The organism is Halorhabdus amylolytica (genome assembly GCF_004944975.1).
In the GTDB taxonomy this organism is placed as follows: Archaea; Halobacteriota; Halobacteria; order Halobacteriales; family Haloarculaceae; genus Halorhabdus; species Halorhabdus amylolytica.
Window position 1 is genome coordinate 15,039 of record NZ_SPQG01000011.1, and the last position, 19,618, is coordinate 34,656.

10 protein-coding genes and 2 pseudogenes are annotated in these 19,618 nt (G+C 60.9%); 7 read left to right on the forward strand and 5 right to left on the reverse strand.

The window, feature by feature from the left end; all coding sequences use genetic code 11:
- From E3374_RS12935 to E3374_RS12945, 3 genes and pseudogenes are all read right to left on the reverse strand, one after another.
- A pseudogene (locus E3374_RS12935) lies at positions 1-1,367 on the reverse strand (RNA-guided endonuclease InsQ/TnpB family protein).
- A gap of 195 nt (positions 1,368-1,562) precedes the next feature.
- Complete coding sequence (locus E3374_RS12940; RefSeq protein ID WP_136689381.1) at positions 1,563-2,123, reverse strand: magnesium transporter; 561 nt, start codon at positions 2,121-2,123, stop codon at positions 1,563-1,565.
- 2 nt (positions 2,124-2,125) lie between these two features.
- On the reverse strand, positions 2,126-2,701 hold the full coding sequence (locus E3374_RS12945; RefSeq protein WP_136689382.1) for a magnesium transporter: 576 nt from the start codon (positions 2,699-2,701) through the stop codon (positions 2,126-2,128).
- Positions 2,702-2,864: 163 nt separating this feature from the next.
- On the opposite strand from E3374_RS12945, the gene E3374_RS12950 reads away from it, so the two are divergent.
- The 4 genes from E3374_RS12950 to E3374_RS12965 are packed head-to-tail and all read left to right on the forward strand — an operon-like array spanning position 2,865 to position 5,310.
- Positions 2,865-3,266 carry a hypothetical protein gene (locus tag E3374_RS12950; RefSeq protein WP_136689383.1) on the forward strand — a complete coding sequence of 134 codons (402 nt, stop codon included), beginning with the start codon at positions 2,865-2,867 and terminating at the stop codon, positions 3,264-3,266.
- Between the two features lie 10 nt (positions 3,267-3,276).
- Positions 3,277-3,516, forward strand: coding sequence for a sulfurtransferase TusA family protein (locus E3374_RS12955; RefSeq protein WP_136689384.1), 240 nt, complete (start codon positions 3,277-3,279; stop codon positions 3,514-3,516).
- Entirely contained in the window at positions 3,513-4,652 is a 1,140-nt protein-coding gene (locus E3374_RS12960; RefSeq protein WP_136689385.1) for an NAD(P)/FAD-dependent oxidoreductase, read from the forward strand. Before E3374_RS12955 ends, E3374_RS12960 begins: the two co-directional genes overlap by 4 nt.
- Before the next feature lie 10 nt (positions 4,653-4,662).
- Positions 4,663-5,310: a DUF1641 domain-containing protein gene (locus E3374_RS12965; RefSeq protein ID WP_248299487.1), complete on the forward strand. Its 648-nt coding sequence runs from the start codon at positions 4,663-4,665 to the stop codon at positions 5,308-5,310.
- A 118-nt stretch (positions 5,311-5,428) separates the two neighbouring features.
- On the opposite strand, the gene E3374_RS12970 is transcribed toward E3374_RS12965, so the two are convergent.
- On the reverse strand, positions 5,429-12,454 hold the full coding sequence (locus tag E3374_RS12970; protein ID WP_136689387.1) for a GLUG motif-containing protein: 7,026 nt from the start codon (positions 12,452-12,454) through the stop codon (positions 5,429-5,431).
- A gap of 538 nt (positions 12,455-12,992) precedes the next feature.
- Complete coding sequence (locus E3374_RS12975) at positions 12,993-14,951, reverse strand: response regulator (protein WP_136689388.1); 1,959 nt, start codon at positions 14,949-14,951, stop codon at positions 12,993-12,995.
- A 224-nt stretch (positions 14,952-15,175) separates the two neighbouring features.
- Here E3374_RS12975 and E3374_RS12980 point away from each other — a divergent pair, with 224 nt between their 5' ends.
- The 3 genes and pseudogenes from E3374_RS12980 (at position 15,176) to E3374_RS12990 (ending at position 19,596) form a co-directional block, all read left to right on the forward strand.
- Complete coding sequence (locus E3374_RS12980) at positions 15,176-16,705, forward strand: PAS domain-containing sensor histidine kinase (RefSeq protein WP_136689389.1); 1,530 nt, start codon at positions 15,176-15,178, stop codon at positions 16,703-16,705.
- Between the two features lie 39 nt (positions 16,706-16,744).
- A pseudogene (locus E3374_RS12985) lies at positions 16,745-17,386 on the forward strand (RNA-guided endonuclease TnpB family protein); the annotation flags it as partial.
- Between the two features lie 1,022 nt (positions 17,387-18,408).
- Positions 18,409-19,596, forward strand: coding sequence for an AGE family epimerase/isomerase (locus E3374_RS12990; RefSeq protein ID WP_136689390.1), 1,188 nt, complete (start codon positions 18,409-18,411; stop codon positions 19,594-19,596).
- Positions 19,597-19,618: the final 22 nt, after the last annotated feature.

The following is a 19,618-nucleotide window of genomic DNA, read 5'->3' on the forward strand; positions in this document are numbered from 1 at the left end:
TTACGGTTTGGAGTCTACCACTTGTTCCTGCGGTTGGAATCCGCCGGAGAGGTCATACAGGTAGACTCCGGGCTGTGCCAACCAGCCGGTACTCCTATCCTCACCCAGACTGGGTGCAGACTCGGAGTTACTTTCGGTGATGTTCAGACGGATGTTCTCCGCCCCGTTCACGTCCGCGTTGAACGCCGCATTACACGTCTCGCAGACGTACAATCCGCGTTCGACGCGCTGACTGTCGTCTTCCTTCCCGCAGATGCAACACGTCTTGCTCGTGTCTCGCTCGGACACTCCCACGACCTCGATCCCCTCGACCTTTGCTTTGTATTCGAGGATGTTGGTGAACCGATCGAACGCCCACCCATGTAGGTCAAGATTCCCGTGCTTGCCCCAGTTTTTCGAGTCGCCGTTCTCGTCCTTGCGCACGCCTTCCAAGTCTCCGACGTTGATGCGGCCAACGCCCTTCTCGACACACCGTTCAACGATGTGTTTCGCTAAGGCGTGGAAGAAGTGGGCACGGCGTTCCGACCACTTCTTGTGCAATCGAGTGACCCTGTCGCTACTGCTGTCGTCGCACTTGGCGATCTCTTTCGGGAAGTAGTAGCCGTCCTGTTTCAGGCGGTTGCCGGGGTACAGGTCGGCGTCTTCGGTACTGTAGGCGATAGCCGCGAAGTTGCTGATACCGAGGTCGATGCCCGCTGTCTCGTTACCGGGAGGGTCGGGCGTCTCGATCTCGTCTTTGCAGACGAGATGCAGTTCCCATCGTTCCTTCGCTTGGTCGTAGACGGCCCTGACTTGTTGCAGGTTCTCGACCGTGACGCCGGGCCGGGTTTCGTATTCGACGAGGATGTATTCCCGCGCTCGGGGGTGTTCCTTGTGGTTCGCGCCCTTGGAGAGTCGAACACGGTTGTTCTTGGTGTCGTGGCGGATGCCGTTCTGTTTCCACGTCACCGTCGAACGCGGGTGTTCTTCGTGGACGCGATTGCCGTTGTTGTCGTAGTAGTTTTGTTTGCGGTAGCCAGGCGGATTGTCCCGGTCGTCGTCGCTGGAGTACCACGAGTTGAAGGCTTCAGCGAGTTCCTCCAGAACCCGCTGTGCTCAAAAATCGGAGATTTTTGGCATCACGAAAGACTTCGTCTTTCGAACGAACTGGACTGACTGTGCAGTCCTCGGTATTTGTCGTGTTCCTTCAACTCGGTTTTCAACTCCTCGTGGTCGGGAATCTTGCCCGTCTCCTCCCAGACTTCTCGGGAGTAGTAGTTGGCGACGTTCCAGAGTTTGCTGGCACTCCACCCGTGCCGGTCAAGCGACTCCGCCACCTGCGAGTGGTTGCGGATTCGCGCCCGGTGGGTGCGGTGAACCTCCAGCATCCGTGGAACGCCACTATAATCACTTATACTTGCGTCTCATGTAAAGATTGGTGGTTGGTGACGGTGGAATATCCGGCCCTGTCGGTATCGGTGGAACGTGGCACTGAGTGACGGCGCGTATCCACGGCCTGAAGGCCGTGGTATTGCGCCTGTTCAGCGTATAATCAGGTTTCTCCGCCGAAGCGGGACTCGTCGCTACACCAGTACTTGGACGACGACGAACAGCACCACCACGCCAAGCACGTCACAGACGTTCGTGACGACGGGGATCACCACGTCGTCGGGATCGAGTTCCAGCCGGTAGGCGACGTACGTCGCTACGATTGTTACCGCGACGGCCAGAATCGACAGCAGCCCGCCGCTGGTGACGGCAACCGCAAGCACCGTGGTCACTGGCAGGGCCGGCCCGCCAGTGAGGACACCCAGTCCCCAGGCACCGACGCCGATCACCGGAAAGACCGAAAGCGCGAGTGCGACCGTGGCGATGGCATTGCCCAGCAGGCGATCGTCGTCGACGGCGAATGAGAGTGTCCCGAGATGAAACGCCGTCGAGAGCCGCGCAGCGAGAATCGATCCGAGATTGCCCGCTGTCCCGATCGTGACGGGCACGAGGATCAGAAGGGAGGGATAGGCAAGCAGCTCGGCCTCGAAGCGTTCCAGAACCAGGCCGCTGCCGATCTCGATCGTGGTCAATACGAGTAACACTGGCAACATCGCCCGCGTGATGGCTCGCACCGTCCAGTCGGTCCGGGCCACGGTTAGCCACCCCCCCAGATGACGAGCCTGGCAGCGATCAACAGGGCGGCTATCCCGAAGACGTCGCCCGCGGTCGTGACCAGCGGACCGACCAGCGTGTCGGGATTGTACCCGCGACGGAAGCCAGCGAAGACGAACAGGACGACCGTCGTCGTCAGCGCAAGTCCGGAGAGCAAGCCGGAAATGACGGCGACGGCCACGAGCATTGGCAGGCCTGCGGCGGGTCGAACCAGCCAAGCGAGTGCCGCTGTCGCCACGACCGCCGCGAACGCACTGGCGAGCAGACCGTTGGCGATCGCTGCCGCGACCGCTCGCAGCAGGCGGTCGTCGGCCTCTCTCAGGCGGGGTTCGAGCAGACCCTGATGGAGCGCGGTTGCGATCCTTGCCCCCAGCGAACCGTAGACGTTCCCCCGAGTGGCGAGCAACGCCGGGACCAACACGAGCAACCCGTCGATGGCGGTGAGTTCTGTCCGCATCCCGCCGAGGACGACGCCAGCGAGCAGGCCGCCCACGAGGCTGGCCGAAAGTGCCGGTAGCCCCTCCCTGTAGGCCCGGGCAGCCACCTCGCGGACGGTCATTGTCGGACACAGGACCGGACGTGCCAAAAAACGACCGAGTGGATCTCCTCCCGTGTTAGTATGTCTCAATGGCCACGATACTGCTAGCCACCCTTCTCACTATCTTGGAATGATTGCGAAATACTATAAAGTCTCCAGACCAAGCATCTCCTGTGAGACAGCTATGACAGGATACGCAGTCGTCCTCGCATCCGGCGAGCTGGAGCGTGTACAGGCAGTCAGCATGATCAGTTCGATCGCGGCCTCTTCGGACACGCCCGTGCAGGTGTTCGTGACGATGAACGGCCTTTCGGCCTTCGAGAAAGACCGCGTCGAGAGCGGCGACTTTCAGGTGGCCGGCCCTGCCGGCGAGGCGATGTTGCAGTCCGGCGGCGACGAGGTGCCGCTGTTCTTCGAGCAACTCCAGCGCGCGAAGGGGATCGGTCCGCTGGAGGTCTACGCCTGTGAGATGGTCATGGACATCATGGATACGGATCTCGACGATTACGTCGACGTCTTCGACGACACGCTGGGCGTCGCCGGCTTCTTGAACCGTGCCTCGGACAAACAGGTGCTGTTCGTCTAAGGTGACCGATATGAGTGACACACCATCCCCCGACGTCGAACTCGACTCGCGCGGCGCAACCTGCCCCGGTCCGTTGATGGACCTCATCGGGAAAGTCAAAGAAGTCGAAGCCGGGACCGTGATCGAACTGCTGACGAGCGACGAGGGCTCGAAGAACGATGTGCCCGAGTGGCTCGATGAGGCGGGTCACGAACTGCTCGAAATCGAAGAACACGACGACCACTGGGCCATCTACGTCGAGACTACATGACCGAAGAGATCGTCGTCGTCGGTGGCGGCACCGGCGGCACTGTCCTGGCAAACCGCCTCGCCGAGCGACTCGGGTCGGCGATCGACGCCGGCGACGCCCGCGTGACCGTGATCAACGACGGCGAGTACCAGTACTACAAACCCGCCTACCTCTACGTCCCCTTCGGGAAGAAGACCGTCGAGGCGGCCAGGCGCCCGCTTTCGGATCTCCTCGATCGCCGTGTCGACCTCCGCGTCGATCGCGCGACGGGGATCGACACCGACGGAAAGTCCGTCGCCCTCGAGGGTGGCGACTCCCTCGCCTACGACCACCTCGTGATGGCAACGGGCGCAAACCTCGACCCTGAGGAGCTCCCCGGCCTCGCCGAGGGCGGCCATCACTTCTATGGGCCCGAGGGCGCCGACTCTCTTCGGGACGAACTCGCCGACTTCGAGGAAGGTCACCTCGTGCTGTCGGTCATCGGCGTGCCCCACATGTGTCCGGCGGCCCCCCTGGAGTTCGTCTTCATGGCCGACGACTGGCTGCGCAAGCGCGGGCTCCGGGAGGACGTCGAGATCACGTATACCTACCCGATTCAGCGGGCTCACGGGCTGGAATCGGTCGCCAACTGGGCGACCCCCAAACTCGAGGAGCGGGACATCAACGTCGAGACGTTCTTCAACGCCGAGACGGTCGATCCCGACGCGCAGGTGTTGGAGACGATGGAGGGCAACGAACTCGACTACGACCTCCTCGTTGCGATCCCGCCGCATACTGCCAGCGATCTGATCAGCGAGGCCGGACTGGGCGACACCTGGATCGACGTCGATCGGGCGACACTGGAGGCCGAACACGCCGAAGACGTCTACGCGATCGGTGACGTGGCCGACGTGCCCACGAGCAAGGCCGGCAGCGTCGCTCACTACGAGGCGGGCGTCGTCGCCGATCGGATCGCCAGCCGGGTTCGCGGCCAGACGCCGACCTCGGTGTACGACGGCAAGACCGTTTGCTTCATCGAGACCGGCATGGACGAGGCGACGTTCGTCGAGTTCGGGTACGGCGACGAGCCGACGATGCGCGAACCATCCAAACCCGTCCACTGGGCGAAACTGGGCTACAACGAGTCCTACTGGCTGACCGCCAGGGGACTGCTGTGAGGTGGTTCGTGTGAGCGACTCCGAAACGGCGGCGACGGACGACGGGACCAACGTATCGGCCGATCTCGAATCGCTGGTCGAAGACAATCCCGAGGAAGTCGCGCGGCTGCTCGACCGCCTCGGGCTGGTCAACGACCTGCTGGACGCCGCGGATGTCGCCACCTCGGCGATGGACGACGAGATGGTCCAGTCGCTGGCTGGGACCGGCACCAACCTCGCGATGGCCGCCGACGGCATGGCGACTGACGAAACCGTCGAGCTTGGTGAGGCGGTCGGCGAAAACGCCGACGATCTCGCCGAGGGCGTCGAGAAGGTCGCCGAGTTGCAGCGGACGGGTACGCTGGACGATCTGCTCGAAGTGGCCGAAATCGCGTCGCTGGCAAGTGCGGCGATGGACGACGAGATGGTGATGTCGCTGGCCTCGACCGGATCCCGACTCGGCGAGGTCGCCGACACGGCGGCGGACGACGATGTCGCGCGTGGACTGGAGGACGTCCTGGCGGCGCTGGGCGAAGCAACCAGCGAGGATCCCGAGCAGATCGGTGCGATCGGGCTGTTGAAGGCCACCCGTGATCCCGACGTTCAGGCCGGGTTGGGGCTTGTGATCGCAATCGCCCGGGCGCTCGGCCAGCAGACGCGAGACAGTTCGACTGCGTGAAGGTGTCGTCTTTCGATTCACCTCCGACTGTTACTATTCAGCCCGACCACGTCATTGCGATTGGGAGTACTGACAACGTCACAAACGAATCGTCGGCAGTCCGCTGACTGTGTTGTTGTTACGCGGTTTTGCGACGTCGGACATAGGCGCCGACGAGCACGACAACCACGAGAGCCACGATCCCGATCCCGACGATCAGATGCAGGATGCCACTGCCATCGTCACTGTCGTCCGCGACTGCGTCGTCACTTTCTCCAGCCGCCGATTCGTCTTGGGCATCCAGCCACGGCAGGTCGGCACTGGAACTGGCGATCTCCGTCCCATCTTGATCGAGTTCGACCGTCCCGATAGTGAAATCGAACGTTCGGACGAATCCACCGTCTTCCGTTTCTGTCCCGACGTTAGCTGCGACCTCGTGAGTTCCCGCTGTTTCGACGATTTCGGTGTAAGTCGCGTTCAGCCGCTCTTCGGCCGGCACAGTCACTGCACGTTCTTCGGCGACTTCGCCGTCGATGACGAAGCGGACGTCGACTGTCCGGTCGATCGTTGCGGGGTTCTCGAGCGTGACGATGCTCGTCGTCTTCACGCTGTTTGCTGGCTCTGTTTCCAGGCGAACATCGACGATGTTGACTGTCTGCAGTTCGGATGGTTCGACCCACCGTTCCCCCGCAGTCGTTTCCCCACTGGGTTGCTCCTCATCAGTGGGAGTCTCGCCGTCGTCTTCTTCGGTGGTGGTGTCACCGTCATCTTCTTCGGTGGTAGTCTCGCCGTCGTCTTCTTCGGTGGTGGTGTCACCGTCGTTTTCTTCGGTGGTGGTGTCACCGTCGTTTTCTTCGGTGGTAGTGTCACCGTTATCGCCGTCATCACCATCGTCACCGTCACCACCATCGTCACCGTCGTCGGACGTATCGACCTCGACCGTGTCGGACTGGCCACTGGCACCGTCGTTACCGACGGTGTCTTCGGCGGTCTCCAGCGTGGCCGCGTAGTTGCCGTCACTACTTCCCGCGTACGTGGCTTCGTAGGTGTACGTGCCCTCGCCGTTGTCTGTCTCGGTAAAGTCACTCGTCGTGAGCGTGGCCGACTCGGTGCCGGTGAGCGCGACCTCGATGGTAGAGAGTTGCTCGTCGGCATCGAAGCTCACCTGCACGTCCTGTCCCGAGGGGTTGGTGACGCTGAACGTCGAAATGGACGGTGGGGTTGTGTCGATCGTTCCCAGCCCAGGCGTGGGCGATTGTGTGTTGTTCAGCAGGTATGGATAGGAGATCTCGGTCCCAGTTTTGATATCCCACGTGGTTCCGAAGTCGAAGGCGAGGCTGGTGTTCGCTTTGAGTTGGCTGGTCGTGAGCCCGGTCGCGTTGCCGGCCGAGGTGTCCTGGCCAGTCGTGTTCACGTCCCAGTAGGCGTCGGTCACCGTCGTACTCTCGGTGTTCCCGATCAGGCCGCCGACCGGCGTTCCGGTCGCCGATACTGTCCCGGCCGCGAACGAGTTGGCTACCTCGTTGTTCGAGCCGGTCGCGTTCCCCGCGAGACCGCCGACCATTCTGTCACCGGTGACACTCCCCGTCGCGTAGGTCTGGTTGACGGTCGTATTGAGGCTGGTCCCGACGAGGCCGCCGACATCCTCGGCCCCACTCACGTTCCCGGTCGCATACGAGACGTTGACGACCGCACTCGCGCCCGTCCCGTTGGTGTATCCGACGAGGCCGCCGACGCTGGTGGCGTCGCCAGCGATCACATCACCGGTGGCGTTCGAGGTGGTGACGGTGCCCTGGTAGTTCTGGCCGACGAGGCCGCCGAACTGCGTCGGGACTGTCGCGCTGGCCTTGGCAGTCACGGATCCGCTGGCGGTCGAGTGTTCGATCGTCCCTCCCGGGCCCAACGATTCGGCCCCGTTCGCGCCGACGAGGCCGCCGACGCTTTGATTGCCGGTGATGGGTCCGCTGGCATTCGAAGCCCGGATCGATCCGCCCAGCTGCGCACCGACGAGGCCACCGACCGATCGGGTGCCAGTCACGGCCCCCGTCGCGTTGGATCCCAGTAGCGTACCAGTACTGCCCCCGACGATGCCACCGACCCGCCTCTCACCGGTGACGTTCCCGATCGCAGCGGACCGGTTTACGATGCCGAGGTTGACCCCGACGAGTCCCCCTGCATTGATGGTGCCCGTAACGTCCCCGGCCGCGACGGACGCGGATATCGTCCCCCCATTCTGCCCGACGAGGCCCCCGGTGTTATAATCGGAGCCGGTGACGGTGCCGGTCGCCGTGGAGTCCGCGAGGACTGCACCCGAGTGGAGCCTGCCAATCAGGCCACCGATTTCTTCGCCAGTTCCGCTGACGGACCCGCTTGCCGTCGCGTTGCTGACGGATCCCTCGCTGTAGCCGGCGAGACCGCCCACTGTGTTGCTGGAAGTCCCATTACCCGTGACGTCACCACTCGCGGAGACGTTGCGAAGGGGCCCCAGAGTGGATCCGACGAGTCCGCCGACGTAGTCTTCGGTACTGGTAACGTTGCCCGTGGCGGTCGAATCGAGCACACTCCCCTCGTTCCGGCCGAGGAGACCACCGGTCTGGTCTCCGCCGGATACTGTGCCGCTCGCGTGGGAATTTTCGACGACGTGACTCCCGTTGAGTTCCCCAGCGAGACCCCCAACATACGTACCGTCGCCGGTCACGGCACCAGTGGCGGTCGATTCAGTCACGTTACTGGAGAGCCACCCGACGAGACCACCCACGTGTGCAGTGCCATTGACGTCACCACTCGCAGTTGCGTTCTCGACAGACCCTGGACTGGACCCGACGAGTCCGCCGACGTAGTCACCTGTCCCGTTGACCTGGCCGCTCGCGTTCGAATCGATAACCGACCCCTCATTCCGGCCGAGAAGCCCGCCAACCTGGTTTCTGCCGGACACTGCACCGCTCGCGTAGGAGTCTTCGACCACTCCTCCACCGAGCAATTCCCCGACGAGACCACCGACCCAGTCTCCCGATCCGGTGACATCCCCGATCGCGTGTGAAGAACGGATTTCACCGGCTGACCCGTCAGATAAGCCCACGAGGCCGCCGAGGTTCTCGGTGCCGGTGACGGTCACGTTTGCGCTCGCGTTCGTCACCGTTCCGTTCCAGCTGTACCCGACCAGTCCGCCGACGTTGTGGACTCCCGACACTGTCCCGGACACTATGCTCTCCGTCACGCTCCCGCGGAGGTCACCGACGAGCACACTGGTCTCCCAGTTCCCGGAGATGGAAGCGTTCTCGACGGTGACGTCCGTCAGTGTTCCGCTGGCGCCAACGTATCTGAATAGCGCTGTTTCGTTTTCGGCGGGACGATCGATGGTCAGGTCTGCCATAGTGGAGCCGTTGCCGTCGAACGTCCCGGTGAATCCTGTACTGTAGCCACCGATCGGGTCGAAGCCCTTCTGGGCGTCGTGGACTGCGTCGTACCCCGCCGTGTTCTCGTCGAGGTCGGCGACGAGCGTGAAGCTGGCATCGAGATTCTGGCGTGTATTGTTGAGGTGATTCCAGTTCTCGATCTGGTAGGGATCGCTGTCGGTACCCGACCCTCCGGCGTAGAGATCCCCGGTCCCGGAGTCGGCTGTTGCCAGCCCCGGCGCGGGCTGTTGGGTGTTTTGCAGCAGATACGGGTACGAGACGTGGCTAGAGTTGTCCAGGACATCCCACGTGTTCTGGAAGTCGAAGTTCGTGTTCGTCTTTGCGGGGTCGCCTTTCAGTTCCGCCGTCGAGAGGCCAGTCACGTTCGTCGTGGAACCGCCATTAAATCCAATGCCAGCCGACCGTCCGGTCGTGTTCTCGTCCCAATACACGTCAGCCACTGTGCCCAGATTCTGGCCGACAAGGCCACCCACATATTGGGAACCAGTCACGTTCCCCGAGACATATGACCTGTTCAGAGTGTCGTGGTTTTGCCCGACGAGCCCACCGACATACTCGGAGCCGGTCACGTTCCCTGTCGTATATGACCTGGTTAGCGTGCCCCGATTTACCCCAACGAGACCACCCACGTACTTGGAGCCAGTTACGGTCCCTGTCACATAGGAGTGTTTCACCAGGCCGTAGTTCAGCCCGATGAGGCTCCCGACACGACTCGAACCGTCGATAACACTCGCATCGAGACTGGTGTTCGCAACTTTTCCGTTGCTTTCGACGGCTCCGAACAGACCGACGTAATCCTCAGTCGACCGGCCGATCGTCAGGTTCTCGATGATGTGACCGGTCCCATCGAAGGTTCCTGTGAACTCGGTGTCCTTCGAGAGATCAAATGTCCCGATCGGGTCGAAGCCAGCCCCGCCATTGGCCGAGGGACTTGCCACCGAATCGTAGCCCGCAGTCGTGGCATTCAGGTCGGCGACGAGCGTAAAGTTCGCACCGAGGTTCTGGCGCACGTTGTCGAGATGTGTCCAGTTCGCGATTTCGTATGGGTCGCTGTCGGTACCCGACCCTCCGGCGTAGAGATCTCCGGTCCCGGACCCGGCAGTTGCCAGTCCCGGCGCGGGCGACTGGGCGTTGTTCAGTAGATACGGGTACGAGATGTGAGTAGCGTTGTCCACGACGCCCCACGTGTTCGTGAAGTCGAACGCGAGGCTGGTGTTTGCCTTCAGTTGGCTGGTCGTGAGCCCGGTGCCACCGGCCGAGGTGGGCTGACCGGTCGTGTTCGCGTCCCAATACGAGTCGGTTACCGAACCGGAGTTGACCCCGGTAAGGCCGCCGACATCACCAGCGCCGGTGGAAACGCCGCCCGTCGCGTAGGACCGAGCAACTGTGCCCTTGTTTTGCCCGACCAGCCCACCAGCCCCCGAGTCCGTGTACGAAGCCGGACCAGTAACGGTGCTATTCGCGTAGGAGTCCTCGATCGTGCCATTGTTCCAGCCGGCGAGGCCTCCGACGTCTTGGGTATCCACAGTAGCTGACCCTGTCGCGTAGGTTTCAGTCACTGTTCCGTAATTGGTGCCGACGACGACGCCGACCCAATCGGATCCATCAACAGTTCCCTCCACCGACGAGCGACTCACCACTCCGTTACTTCTGCCAGCGAGGCCCCCGGTTTCTTGGCCACCAGTGACAGCGACGGCTTCCAGACTGACGTTCTCGATCGTTCCGGTAGTGCTAACGTTCCCGAAAAGACCGACGAAATCCTCACCCGGTCGGTCGATCGTCAGGTTCGCGATAGTGAAGTCGTTGCCGTCGAAGGTTCCAGTGAAGGGTGTGCTGGAGTCGCCGATCGGGTCGAAGCCAGCGCCCCCGTTGGCGGAACCACTGGCTACCGAGCTATACCCGGCACTGTTCTTGTCCAGATTCGAAGCCAGCACGTAATCGCCGTCGAGATCATTGCGAACGTTGTTGAGGTCGTTCCAGTCCGTGATCTGGGTGATACTGATGCTGGCGTTGTCGGATTCGCCACTCGCGCCGTCTCTGCCGTCCGGTCCGATTGCCGTGTCGACCGTCGCAGTGTAGTCACCGTTCGTCGACCCGCTGTAGGAGGCGGTGTAGGTGAACGGCCCGCTACCGCTCTCGGTGAAGTCACTCTCGGTCAGCGTCGCGGACTCGGCACCGCTGATCGACACCGAAATCGTCGAGAGTTGGAGCGACGAGTCGAAACTAATCTCCAGGTTCTGAGCCGAGGGATTGGTAACGGTGACGTTCGTAATCGACGGCGCTGGTTCCGCGAGCGCGTAGAAGGCACTGCCCGACCCGTAATACAAGGTGTCGTTCCAGACGAGTGGCGTGGCGTAGAGATTGCCCGTCGGTGAATCGTAGGCCCAGAGTTCTGTGCCGTCGGTCGCGTTGAAGGCATGGACCGACGCATTGCCGAAGTCCATGACGTAGACGACGTCGTCTACCACGATTGGCGCACCTCGGAAGTCTCTTCCCGTGTACTCCCATTTGAGGGTTCCATCAGAGGCGTTCAGCGCGGTGAGGTTGCCCCCGCGACTGGACGCATAGAGTGTGCCGTCGGCGTAGACCTGTCCGCTGTCGACTTCACCTGACAGGGTGTAGTCCCAGCGTTTTGTTCCGTCGGTCGCGTTCAGGGCGTAGACGTTTCCGTTGTCGTCACCGATGAACACCGTGTCGTTGACCACTGTCGCGTCAGACTGGATGCCGATGGGCACCGAGTACTTCCAGACCAGATCCCCGGTCGTCGCGTTGAGCGCGGTCACATTACCGCCGTAACCGTAACCGCCACCCGAATTCCCACTTCCGAAGTAGACCACGCCGTCGACCACTGCCGGATTCGATTCGACGAGGACGGGATCGTACAGGGTATGGTGCCACAGTTCCTCGCCGGTGGTGGCGTTCACTGCCGTCATGTTGCGATTGTTCGACCCGAAGTAGACCACGCCGTCCACGACCGCTGGGGCCGACCGAACGTTCGTTTGTGTCTGGTAGTTCCAGAGTTCGTTTCCGTTTTCGGCGTCGATTGCGTGGAGTTTGTAGTCGTTACTGCCGATGTAGAGGACACCGTTCGCGTAGGCGGGTGTCGTCCACGTCGAACCAGAAGTCCCGCCAGGTGTGGCGCTCCACTTCACTGCTCCCGTCTCGGGGTCGAGTGCGTAGAGTTGGCCGCCATCGTGGAACGCGGTGTAGAGCGTCCCGTTCACGATAGTCGATTGCATCACGTGCGGCGTCCCGTCCGAGATGTTCCACTGCTCGACGGGTTCCCTGGTCGGTCCTATCTGATTCGGGTAGTGTCCGAGGTTCCGTGGCCCGCCGTGGTATTTGGGATTGGCTGCCTCGATTGTCACCGTCTCGCTCGCGCTCGTGGACCCGCCCGCTACCGTGACGGTGTGGTCGCCAACGTCCCAGAGCGTCTCCTGAATCCAGATATTCGTGTTCGAGTTCGCCGCGACCGTCCCGTTTTTCCACTGTTCGACGGTCCCGTCGACGCTCACGGAGACGTTGTACGTCTGCTGGCTGCTGTCGGAGTTACTGACGGTGATGTTAGCGTCGACAGCGCTTCCCTTCGGAAGTGTCGTCGGCGAGATTGACGCCGACGAGTAACTGACGGCCGTGTTTCCTGCACCGCCACCCGTGTTTGCGGCGGCTACGCCCGTTCCGAACGAGACGCCGACAGCAAGCACCGACATGACCATCAGTGTCGAAAGCGCGAGCGCGCGGAGTTTCATCGACTCACCTTCCGTGATCGATCGCTGGCAGGCCCTGGACAGTCACGACGCCATGTCGCGGCGGCTGTACTCGACCCATACTCGTCTGGAGGGAGGACCTCCCATCGCCGTTTCCCATCGCCTGAGTTATCAGTGTTGAAAGTTAGGAGAATCGCACTTCGTGTCCGCGCAGGTCCGAACATACCATGGATATTCGTTTGTATACACAAAAGTAGAATATCTTCGTGTGACGGTATGTTGGCCGTGATCTGCCCACGAGCCGTTCGATGTACTCGCAAAAAACCCGGAAGCAAGGCTGTCTGCGATAGCGCGCCACTCCGAAACCAGCAATATACTCCTGTAGAGGCGATCGCTGCCCAGGCTTCTCTATCACTCCAAATACCTTCATATGAAGGTATCTCGTCGGCCCGGTACCGACGGTCTTTTCGACATGAGCTGTGGTATCTTGCCTCGCTCTGGCGCGACAGTAAAGAATCATATTTGAGAATAGGGCTGGGGTTCTCGACCGTAGAGCGTGACCCATGGCGCCGGCGGAGTTTCACTCGAAGCGAGTCTCGAAGACCTTCTGCTGGGCGCGGTGGAGGTGCTGGAGGAACGTCGAGTGCGCAACGCCCAGTGTCTCCGCGATTTCCGCCGCGGTGGCCCCGCGGGGCTGTTCGAAGTACCCGTGGTGGTACGCCGCACGGAGGGCCTGGCGTTGCTTGTCGGTGAGTCGGGCCGCTCGCAGCTCGCTGCCGGGATCACTCGCTTCCTCGTCGCCGATCGCAAGGAGTGAGACGTCCTCGAACGCCGCCTGCAATCGCTCGAGTGTCGGTGTGACGGTCTCCCGGGATTGGAGCTGTGCCTCGACGACGGCACCGTTGCTGTCGAGGGTCGTGGTATCGACGACGACGCCCCGCGACGCGAGATGGGCTTCCGGACTGGGGCACGTGACCGTCACCTGGAGTCTGCGTGGCTCGACGTCGATTTCGTGGACTGACCGCACGTCCGGGTGAGCAGCCAGTACGTCCTGAATCGCGTCCGTCGCGCCCTCGATACGGAGATACTGGACGATTCCGTCCTCGTCGTCCGGGACAGTTCCCTGGACGGTGACCCGCTTGCAGTCCCGAAAGGCCCCGTCCATCGCGAGGTCTGCGAGGTAATACCCGTCGTCGTCGACGCGAAACCGGGCCGTGACAGTCCGGTCTGCAGCGAGGGTATTCTCCGTCGCGAGGCTGTGAATCCCGAACGCGACGGTATCCCCGAGGTCGGTGAGCAACCGGCGTTCGGTCTCGCCGAAATGGTCCTCCTTGTCGTGATAGACCGCCAACACGCCATAGGGAACGTCGTTGTGTTCGAGCGGGACCGCCCCGCCGGACCGGAACCCGTGGTCTGTGACGACTTCTCGCCACGCCGAGGGAAACAACTCGGCGATGTCCTGGACGAACTGTGGCTCTCCCGACTGGGCAGCCCACGTAGCGGGTTCGCCCTGCACCTCGTCGGTTTCGGCGGCTGAGGAGATCGCATCGACAAACTCGCGATCCCCACCAACAGCCCGCGGGGACAGTCCATCGGTCGCCCGCTCGGCAACCCACACGACCGGATACCCATACTCGTATAAATGGGTGACGACGTCTGCTTCCAGTGTGTCTCGCGTCCGAGATTCGACCAGTGCTTCCTGAACCGTTCGATTGAGGTCTCGCTCCCACCGTAGCTCACGCTCGCGGCGTCGTCGTTCGCTCACGTCACGGATCGAAACGAGCAGTGTCGGCTTGCCGTCGTCGGTGATCCGTCGACCAGTGAACTCACACACCCGAAGCGTCCCGTCGGAACGGCGAAGGCGCGCCTCCTGTAATTCCGGCTCGGAACTCCCGTCGTCCCAGTTCGCGAACGCCTCACGAACCGCTTTGCGGTCGTCCGGGTGAATCGCGTCTTCGACGAGATCCTCGCCGATCCAGGACACACAGTCTTTGCCCGTGAGGTCAGCAAAGCGCTGGTTGCAAAACTGTACACGATCGTCTCTGAGCAGACAGATCGCGTCACGACTCTCCTCGACGACAGACCGATAGCGCTGTTCGCTTTCCTCGAGTTGGGATTGTAAGCGACGCTGGCGCACAACTGACTCGATTTTCTCGGCAAAGAGTGGGGATTGATCGATCGACGGATCTTTGACGACGTAATCGGTCACGCCGGCGTCGATCGCCTGGGCAGCGACGTCCTCGTTTCCCTCACTGGTGATGAGGATGAACGGAATGTCCGGGCGGTCCTCGCGAATGCGTTCGAGCAATTCCAGGCCGGTAATGCCCGGCATCATGTAGTCCACGATCAGACAGTCGACCCGGTCGGACTCCGCGAGCTGGACGAGCGCCTCGTTGGCATCGTTCGCGACCGAGACAGTGATCTCCTCCGTCTCGGTTTCGATCCGCTTCGCAGCGACTGAGGCCCATCGTTCGCTGTCGTCGACTAACAGCGTGTGGATGTCTTGTTCGCTCTCTTCGGTCGAGTCATTCCCTGTCATTGTGTACTCGCCGCTGCTGTGGCACTCCCTGCTGGGCACTGTCGCTCCCCACCGGCGGCCCAGTCTCTTGTCGAGGAATTCATCCGCCTACCTTCGTATGAAGGTATTAGGTTGTATATGTATCGGTCAACTCAGATCGTGAGACGTACCAACCCCTGTTACGGGGCCAATGTGGGGCACATTCTTGTATCAGGCTGTTCCAGAGTTCTTCACGGTGAGGATTCGTGAGTGACCCTTCCACACAGTCGCCACAGCCATCGGGTGTCGACCAGTCATTCCTCCCGTATCCGTATCAACGACTCACTCGGAGCGGGCAAATCAGTGCAGTCAACGAGGCCTGGGTCAGTGTCTTGGGGTACGAGGCAGACGACGTCTGTGGCGAGACGTTTCGCGAGTACGTCCATTCGGCTGACCGGGAAGATTTCCGGTCGGCGTTCGATCGATTTATCACCGGGGAGCGATCGAGTCCGATCGAATTGGATATCCGGCACGCGGATGGCCATCCCGTGACTGTCACGCTCGATATCTGCATCGAACGTAACGATGGGGGGGTATTCGAGAACGCACACTGTCAGTTCACGGAAATCGACCCAGCCAGCCGTTTTGGATCCCTCTCGACCACTGGTGGGGACACTGACGAAGGGTTCAGTGCCACGGAAGAACGACTGAAATTGGCCATCGAAGGGGCAAAACTCGGCATCTGGGACTGGGACATGGAGGCTGACGAGGTGTTGCGCGACGAACTGCTGGCGAACATGCTTGGCTATTCGCCCGAAGAGATGGGTGATCAGTTAGACGACTGGGAACGATTGGTCCATTCCGACGGCAAGCAGCGCCACGACGAGGCGCTCGCAGAACACGTCTCGAAGGGGACCGATTTCTATCAGTGTGACTACCGGATGAAGACAAAATCCGGCGACTACAAGTGGGTCCGAACGATGGGAACGGTTGTCGAGTGGGACGACGAGGGGGAGCCACAACGAGCGGTAGGCATTCATCTGGATATCGATGACCAGAAGCGAAATCAGTTGAAACTTGCTCGTCGGACGGATCAACTCGAAGCCCTCAACCGGGTCGTAAGACACGACATCCGCAACGACATGAACGTCCTCCACATGTGGGCACAAGAACTCGACGACCACATCGAGGAGTCCGGTGAGCAGGCACTCGAACAGATCCTCGCTTCGGCAGGTCACATCCTGGAACTGACCGACGTGGCCCGCGAGTTCGTCGAATCGCTGGGTATCGACGAGGGCGTGGATCTCAAGCCCGTGGATCTGAAAGCCCATCTCGAGAAAGAACTCGCCAAACAACGCGAGACGTATCCGCATGCCGATTTCGAGATCGGCGGTTCTCTCCCGGACGTGACTGTCCGGGCAAACGAAATGATCTCTTCCGTCTTCCGGAACCTGCTTGTCAACGCCGTCGAACACAATGACTCGTCGTCGCCAACCGTCGCGGTCGAGGCGACCGTCCGGGAGGATACCGTTGCAGTCGTCGTCGCGGACGACGGCCCCGGGATCGCGCCTCCGCTCAGAGCGGAAATCTTCGGAAGGGGAGCCAAAAGCGTCACTGGTGGCACTGGTATCGGGTTGTATCTGGTCGAAACACTCGTCGAAAATTACGGGGGGACAATCCGCGTGACGGGCCGCAACGAGTGGGAAGACTCGCACGGTCAGCTGTTGCCCCGCGGAGCAGATACAACCGGGGCGGTGTTCGTGGTCGAACTGCCACTGGCGGACGCCGTGCGGTGACTGTGTGGTCATCGGGCCGCTGGATGTGGCATCTACAGGCGGAAGCGGGTGCAGAACGCCGAAAAACCGAGTATGCACGATACGCTCGAAGGTCGGGAAGAACGGTTCGTCCGTGACCGACTCCACAAGGTGAGCCGTCACATCGTGGAGTGGAGCCACCAGTTCGAGAACCCATGCATCGTCTTTGAAGACCTCAAAGAGATGCGCGACAGTATCGACTACGGCACGCGGATGAACCGACGCTTGCACCACCTGCCGTTCCGTGCGCTCCAATACTACACCTCGTACAAAGCCGCCTTCGAAGGCGTGCCAACAGCGTGGATTGACCCTGAATACACGAGTCAACAGTGTCCGATGTGTGGACATACGGAACGGGCGAACCGCAACAAAAAGCGGTTCAAGTGCTGCTCGTGCCAGCATCAGGACCACGCCGACCGAAGTGCGAGCGTCAACATCGCTGTGAAAGGTATCGGGAAGCATCAAGACTGGAATGTGCCTGCTCTCAACAGCCTTCCCCAAGTACGGAAGATATCGACCGAGAGACGGAGTCTCTCGTGATCCCGAAAATCTCTGATTTTCGGGCGACGACGGCAGGTATCGGGGGCCGTGGACGCCCCGACCGTGACCTCGGATACCGCGAGAGGGCACCATCCCGATGGTATCCGAGGCGTGTCCGACTAATCCACGGGAAGCCTCGGGGTCGTACGGAAGACGAAGTCTTCCGTGATGGGCGTGGGACGAAGTCCCACGAACCTGCGAACGGTGCAAGCGCCGTGAGCAGATGACGAGACGCCTTCGGCGTCTCGAACCACTTGACCCCGAGGCGGTTCACGGTCGGTATCGTCTTTGCATTGGACCGGTTCCGTGCTACGGGATAACCGGATCCGGACGATGTGTCTCTGTACATCCCGGCGTAGAAAATAACAGAAAATATAGTGATTGGGGTAATAATAAGAAAATTTATTATTTTTGGTCTGGGGCCACCGCACTGAACTTATCGGACATCTAATCGGAGTCGTCGCACTATTTCCGTGCAATTCTATTTTATTACACTTACTTTGGATTGTTATTTATATTTTTGGAAGAAAAACATCGTAAAATAAGTAGTTCGGAAAAATATTGAAATCAGATTTGTCGTCTTTGCCTGGGTTAACTTCCATCGTGTGATCACGCTGAGCGAACGTTATTCGCCCAAGATCGGGCTAAACTCGGGTTCGCAGTATACTCCGCCGAACCCTTTGGATATCTGCTTTCGACATATGTTCCGATAGCGGTCTGTCTGTCCCCGAACTATCGATCAGCGTGTGAATATACATAATTTATTTTATATAGAAGGATATTTTACTAAATTGCCTCAAAAATCGACCTGGCTGACAGCAGTGAGTGGTTCCTCACCGGAACAGCGGCAAATGGTTCCTCAGCGAAAAAATAACGCACGTACTTGTGTTATTAATCTTGCCCATCCGAGAACGACAGATTTCGGTCGAGCCGACCGTCTGGCGTTTGATATAATCAAACACGTTCGTGGCCTGGGTCCGCAGTTCCGGTCCGTATCCTGCCGATCAGTCGTCGGTACGTACGGAGCCATCCACATCTCGGGACGCCATTGCTGTTCTGACAGAGTTCGGGGGCTGAATCCGTGGATCCGGGGAGCGATTGATCTGATCCAAAACTATTTCTCCCGGCGCGATGATCCCCCGGATATGGTTTCCGAGTCGTTTCAGGATCGCGATTGGTTACGGGATCGGTTGGCGTCCGTCCTCGAGTTCTACTACCCCCGGGGTGTGGATGATCGACATGGCGGCTATCTCGCCAATCTCGACGAGCGGACGGGCGAGGTATACGATCCCCACACCAAACATCTGGTGGCGAGTTGCCGGTACGTCGTGAACTTCTGCGTCGGTGATCGTCTCGATGGTCCCAACTGGTGCCGGACGGCCGCGGCCCGGGGTGTGGACTTCTTGCAGGCCGGCCACCGTGACCCTGAGACCGGTGGTTATGACTGGCTTCTCGACGGAACGAAACCGGTCGATCGAAAGCGGGTGTGCTACGGTCACGCTTTCGTCTTGCTGGCGTACGCTCGCGCCGTCGAGGCCGACATCCCGGGTGCAGCGGACTCCCTGGATGCTGTCTACGAGCTGCTGATGGAGCACTTCTGGGAACCCGAGTACGACCTCTGCCGGAGCGAGTACGACGGCGACTTCGAGACGACAGCCGAGTATCGTGGGCAGAACGCCAACATGCACACCTGCGAGGCAATGTTGGCCGCTTACGAGGCGACTGACGAACAACGGTACCTCGATCGCGCCAGTGAGATCGCCCACGCGCTGACGGTCGAACTCGCCGCCGAACACGACGGTCTGCTGTGGGAACATTACACCGACGAGTGGGATCACGACATGGCCTACAACCGTGACAAGCCGGCTGATCTCTTCCGGCCATGGGGCTACCAGCCGGGCCATCACATCGAGTGGGCAAAACTACTGGCCGTCCTCGACCGGTATACGGGGACGGATTGGGCGCTAGACCGGGCAGAAGAACTGTTCACTGCTGCAGTCGATCACGGCTGGGACGACGCGTACGGCGGGTTCGTCTATACGTTCGACCCGGACGGCGAGTCGATCGTCGACGACAAGTACGGGTGGCCCGTCGCCGAGGGGATCGGCGCGGCCGCTGCGCTGTACGAACGGACCGGCGAGGACGGCTATCTCGAGTGGTACGAGCGTCTCTGGGCGTACGCCCAGGAACACCTGACCGCGCCGGGCGGCAACTTCCACACGAAACTCACCCGGGAAAACGATCCGTACGAGACCGACGAGAGTCCCGCAGTCGAACCCGGGTATCACCCGATCGGTGCCTGTTTCGAGGCGATCCGATCGTTCGACGACTGAATTTCGACTCAGTCCGTTCGTT

What these genes read in the sequence shown, in the direction of transcription:
- E3374_RS12945 (WP_136689382.1), bottom strand. Translation starts at nt 2,701, where the DNA reads ATGACCGTCCGCGAGGTGGCTGCCCGGGCCTACAGGGAGGGGCTACCG.
- E3374_RS12950 (WP_136689383.1), top strand. Translation starts at nt 2,865, where the DNA reads ATGACAGGATACGCAGTCGTCCTCGCATCCGGCGAGCTGGAGCGTGTA.
- E3374_RS12955 (WP_136689384.1), top strand. Translation starts at nt 3,277, where the DNA reads ATGAGTGACACACCATCCCCCGACGTCGAACTCGACTCGCGCGGCGCA.
- E3374_RS12960 (WP_136689385.1), top strand. Translation starts at nt 3,513, where the DNA reads ATGACCGAAGAGATCGTCGTCGTCGGTGGCGGCACCGGCGGCACTGTC.
- E3374_RS12970 (WP_136689387.1), bottom strand. Translation starts at nt 12,454, where the DNA reads ATGAAACTCCGCGCGCTCGCGCTTTCGACACTGATGGTCATGTCGGTG.
- E3374_RS12975 (WP_136689388.1), bottom strand. Translation starts at nt 14,951, where the DNA reads ATGACAGGGAATGACTCGACCGAAGAGAGCGAACAAGACATCCACACG.
- E3374_RS12990 (WP_136689390.1), top strand. Translation starts at nt 18,409, where the DNA reads ATGGTTTCCGAGTCGTTTCAGGATCGCGATTGGTTACGGGATCGGTTG.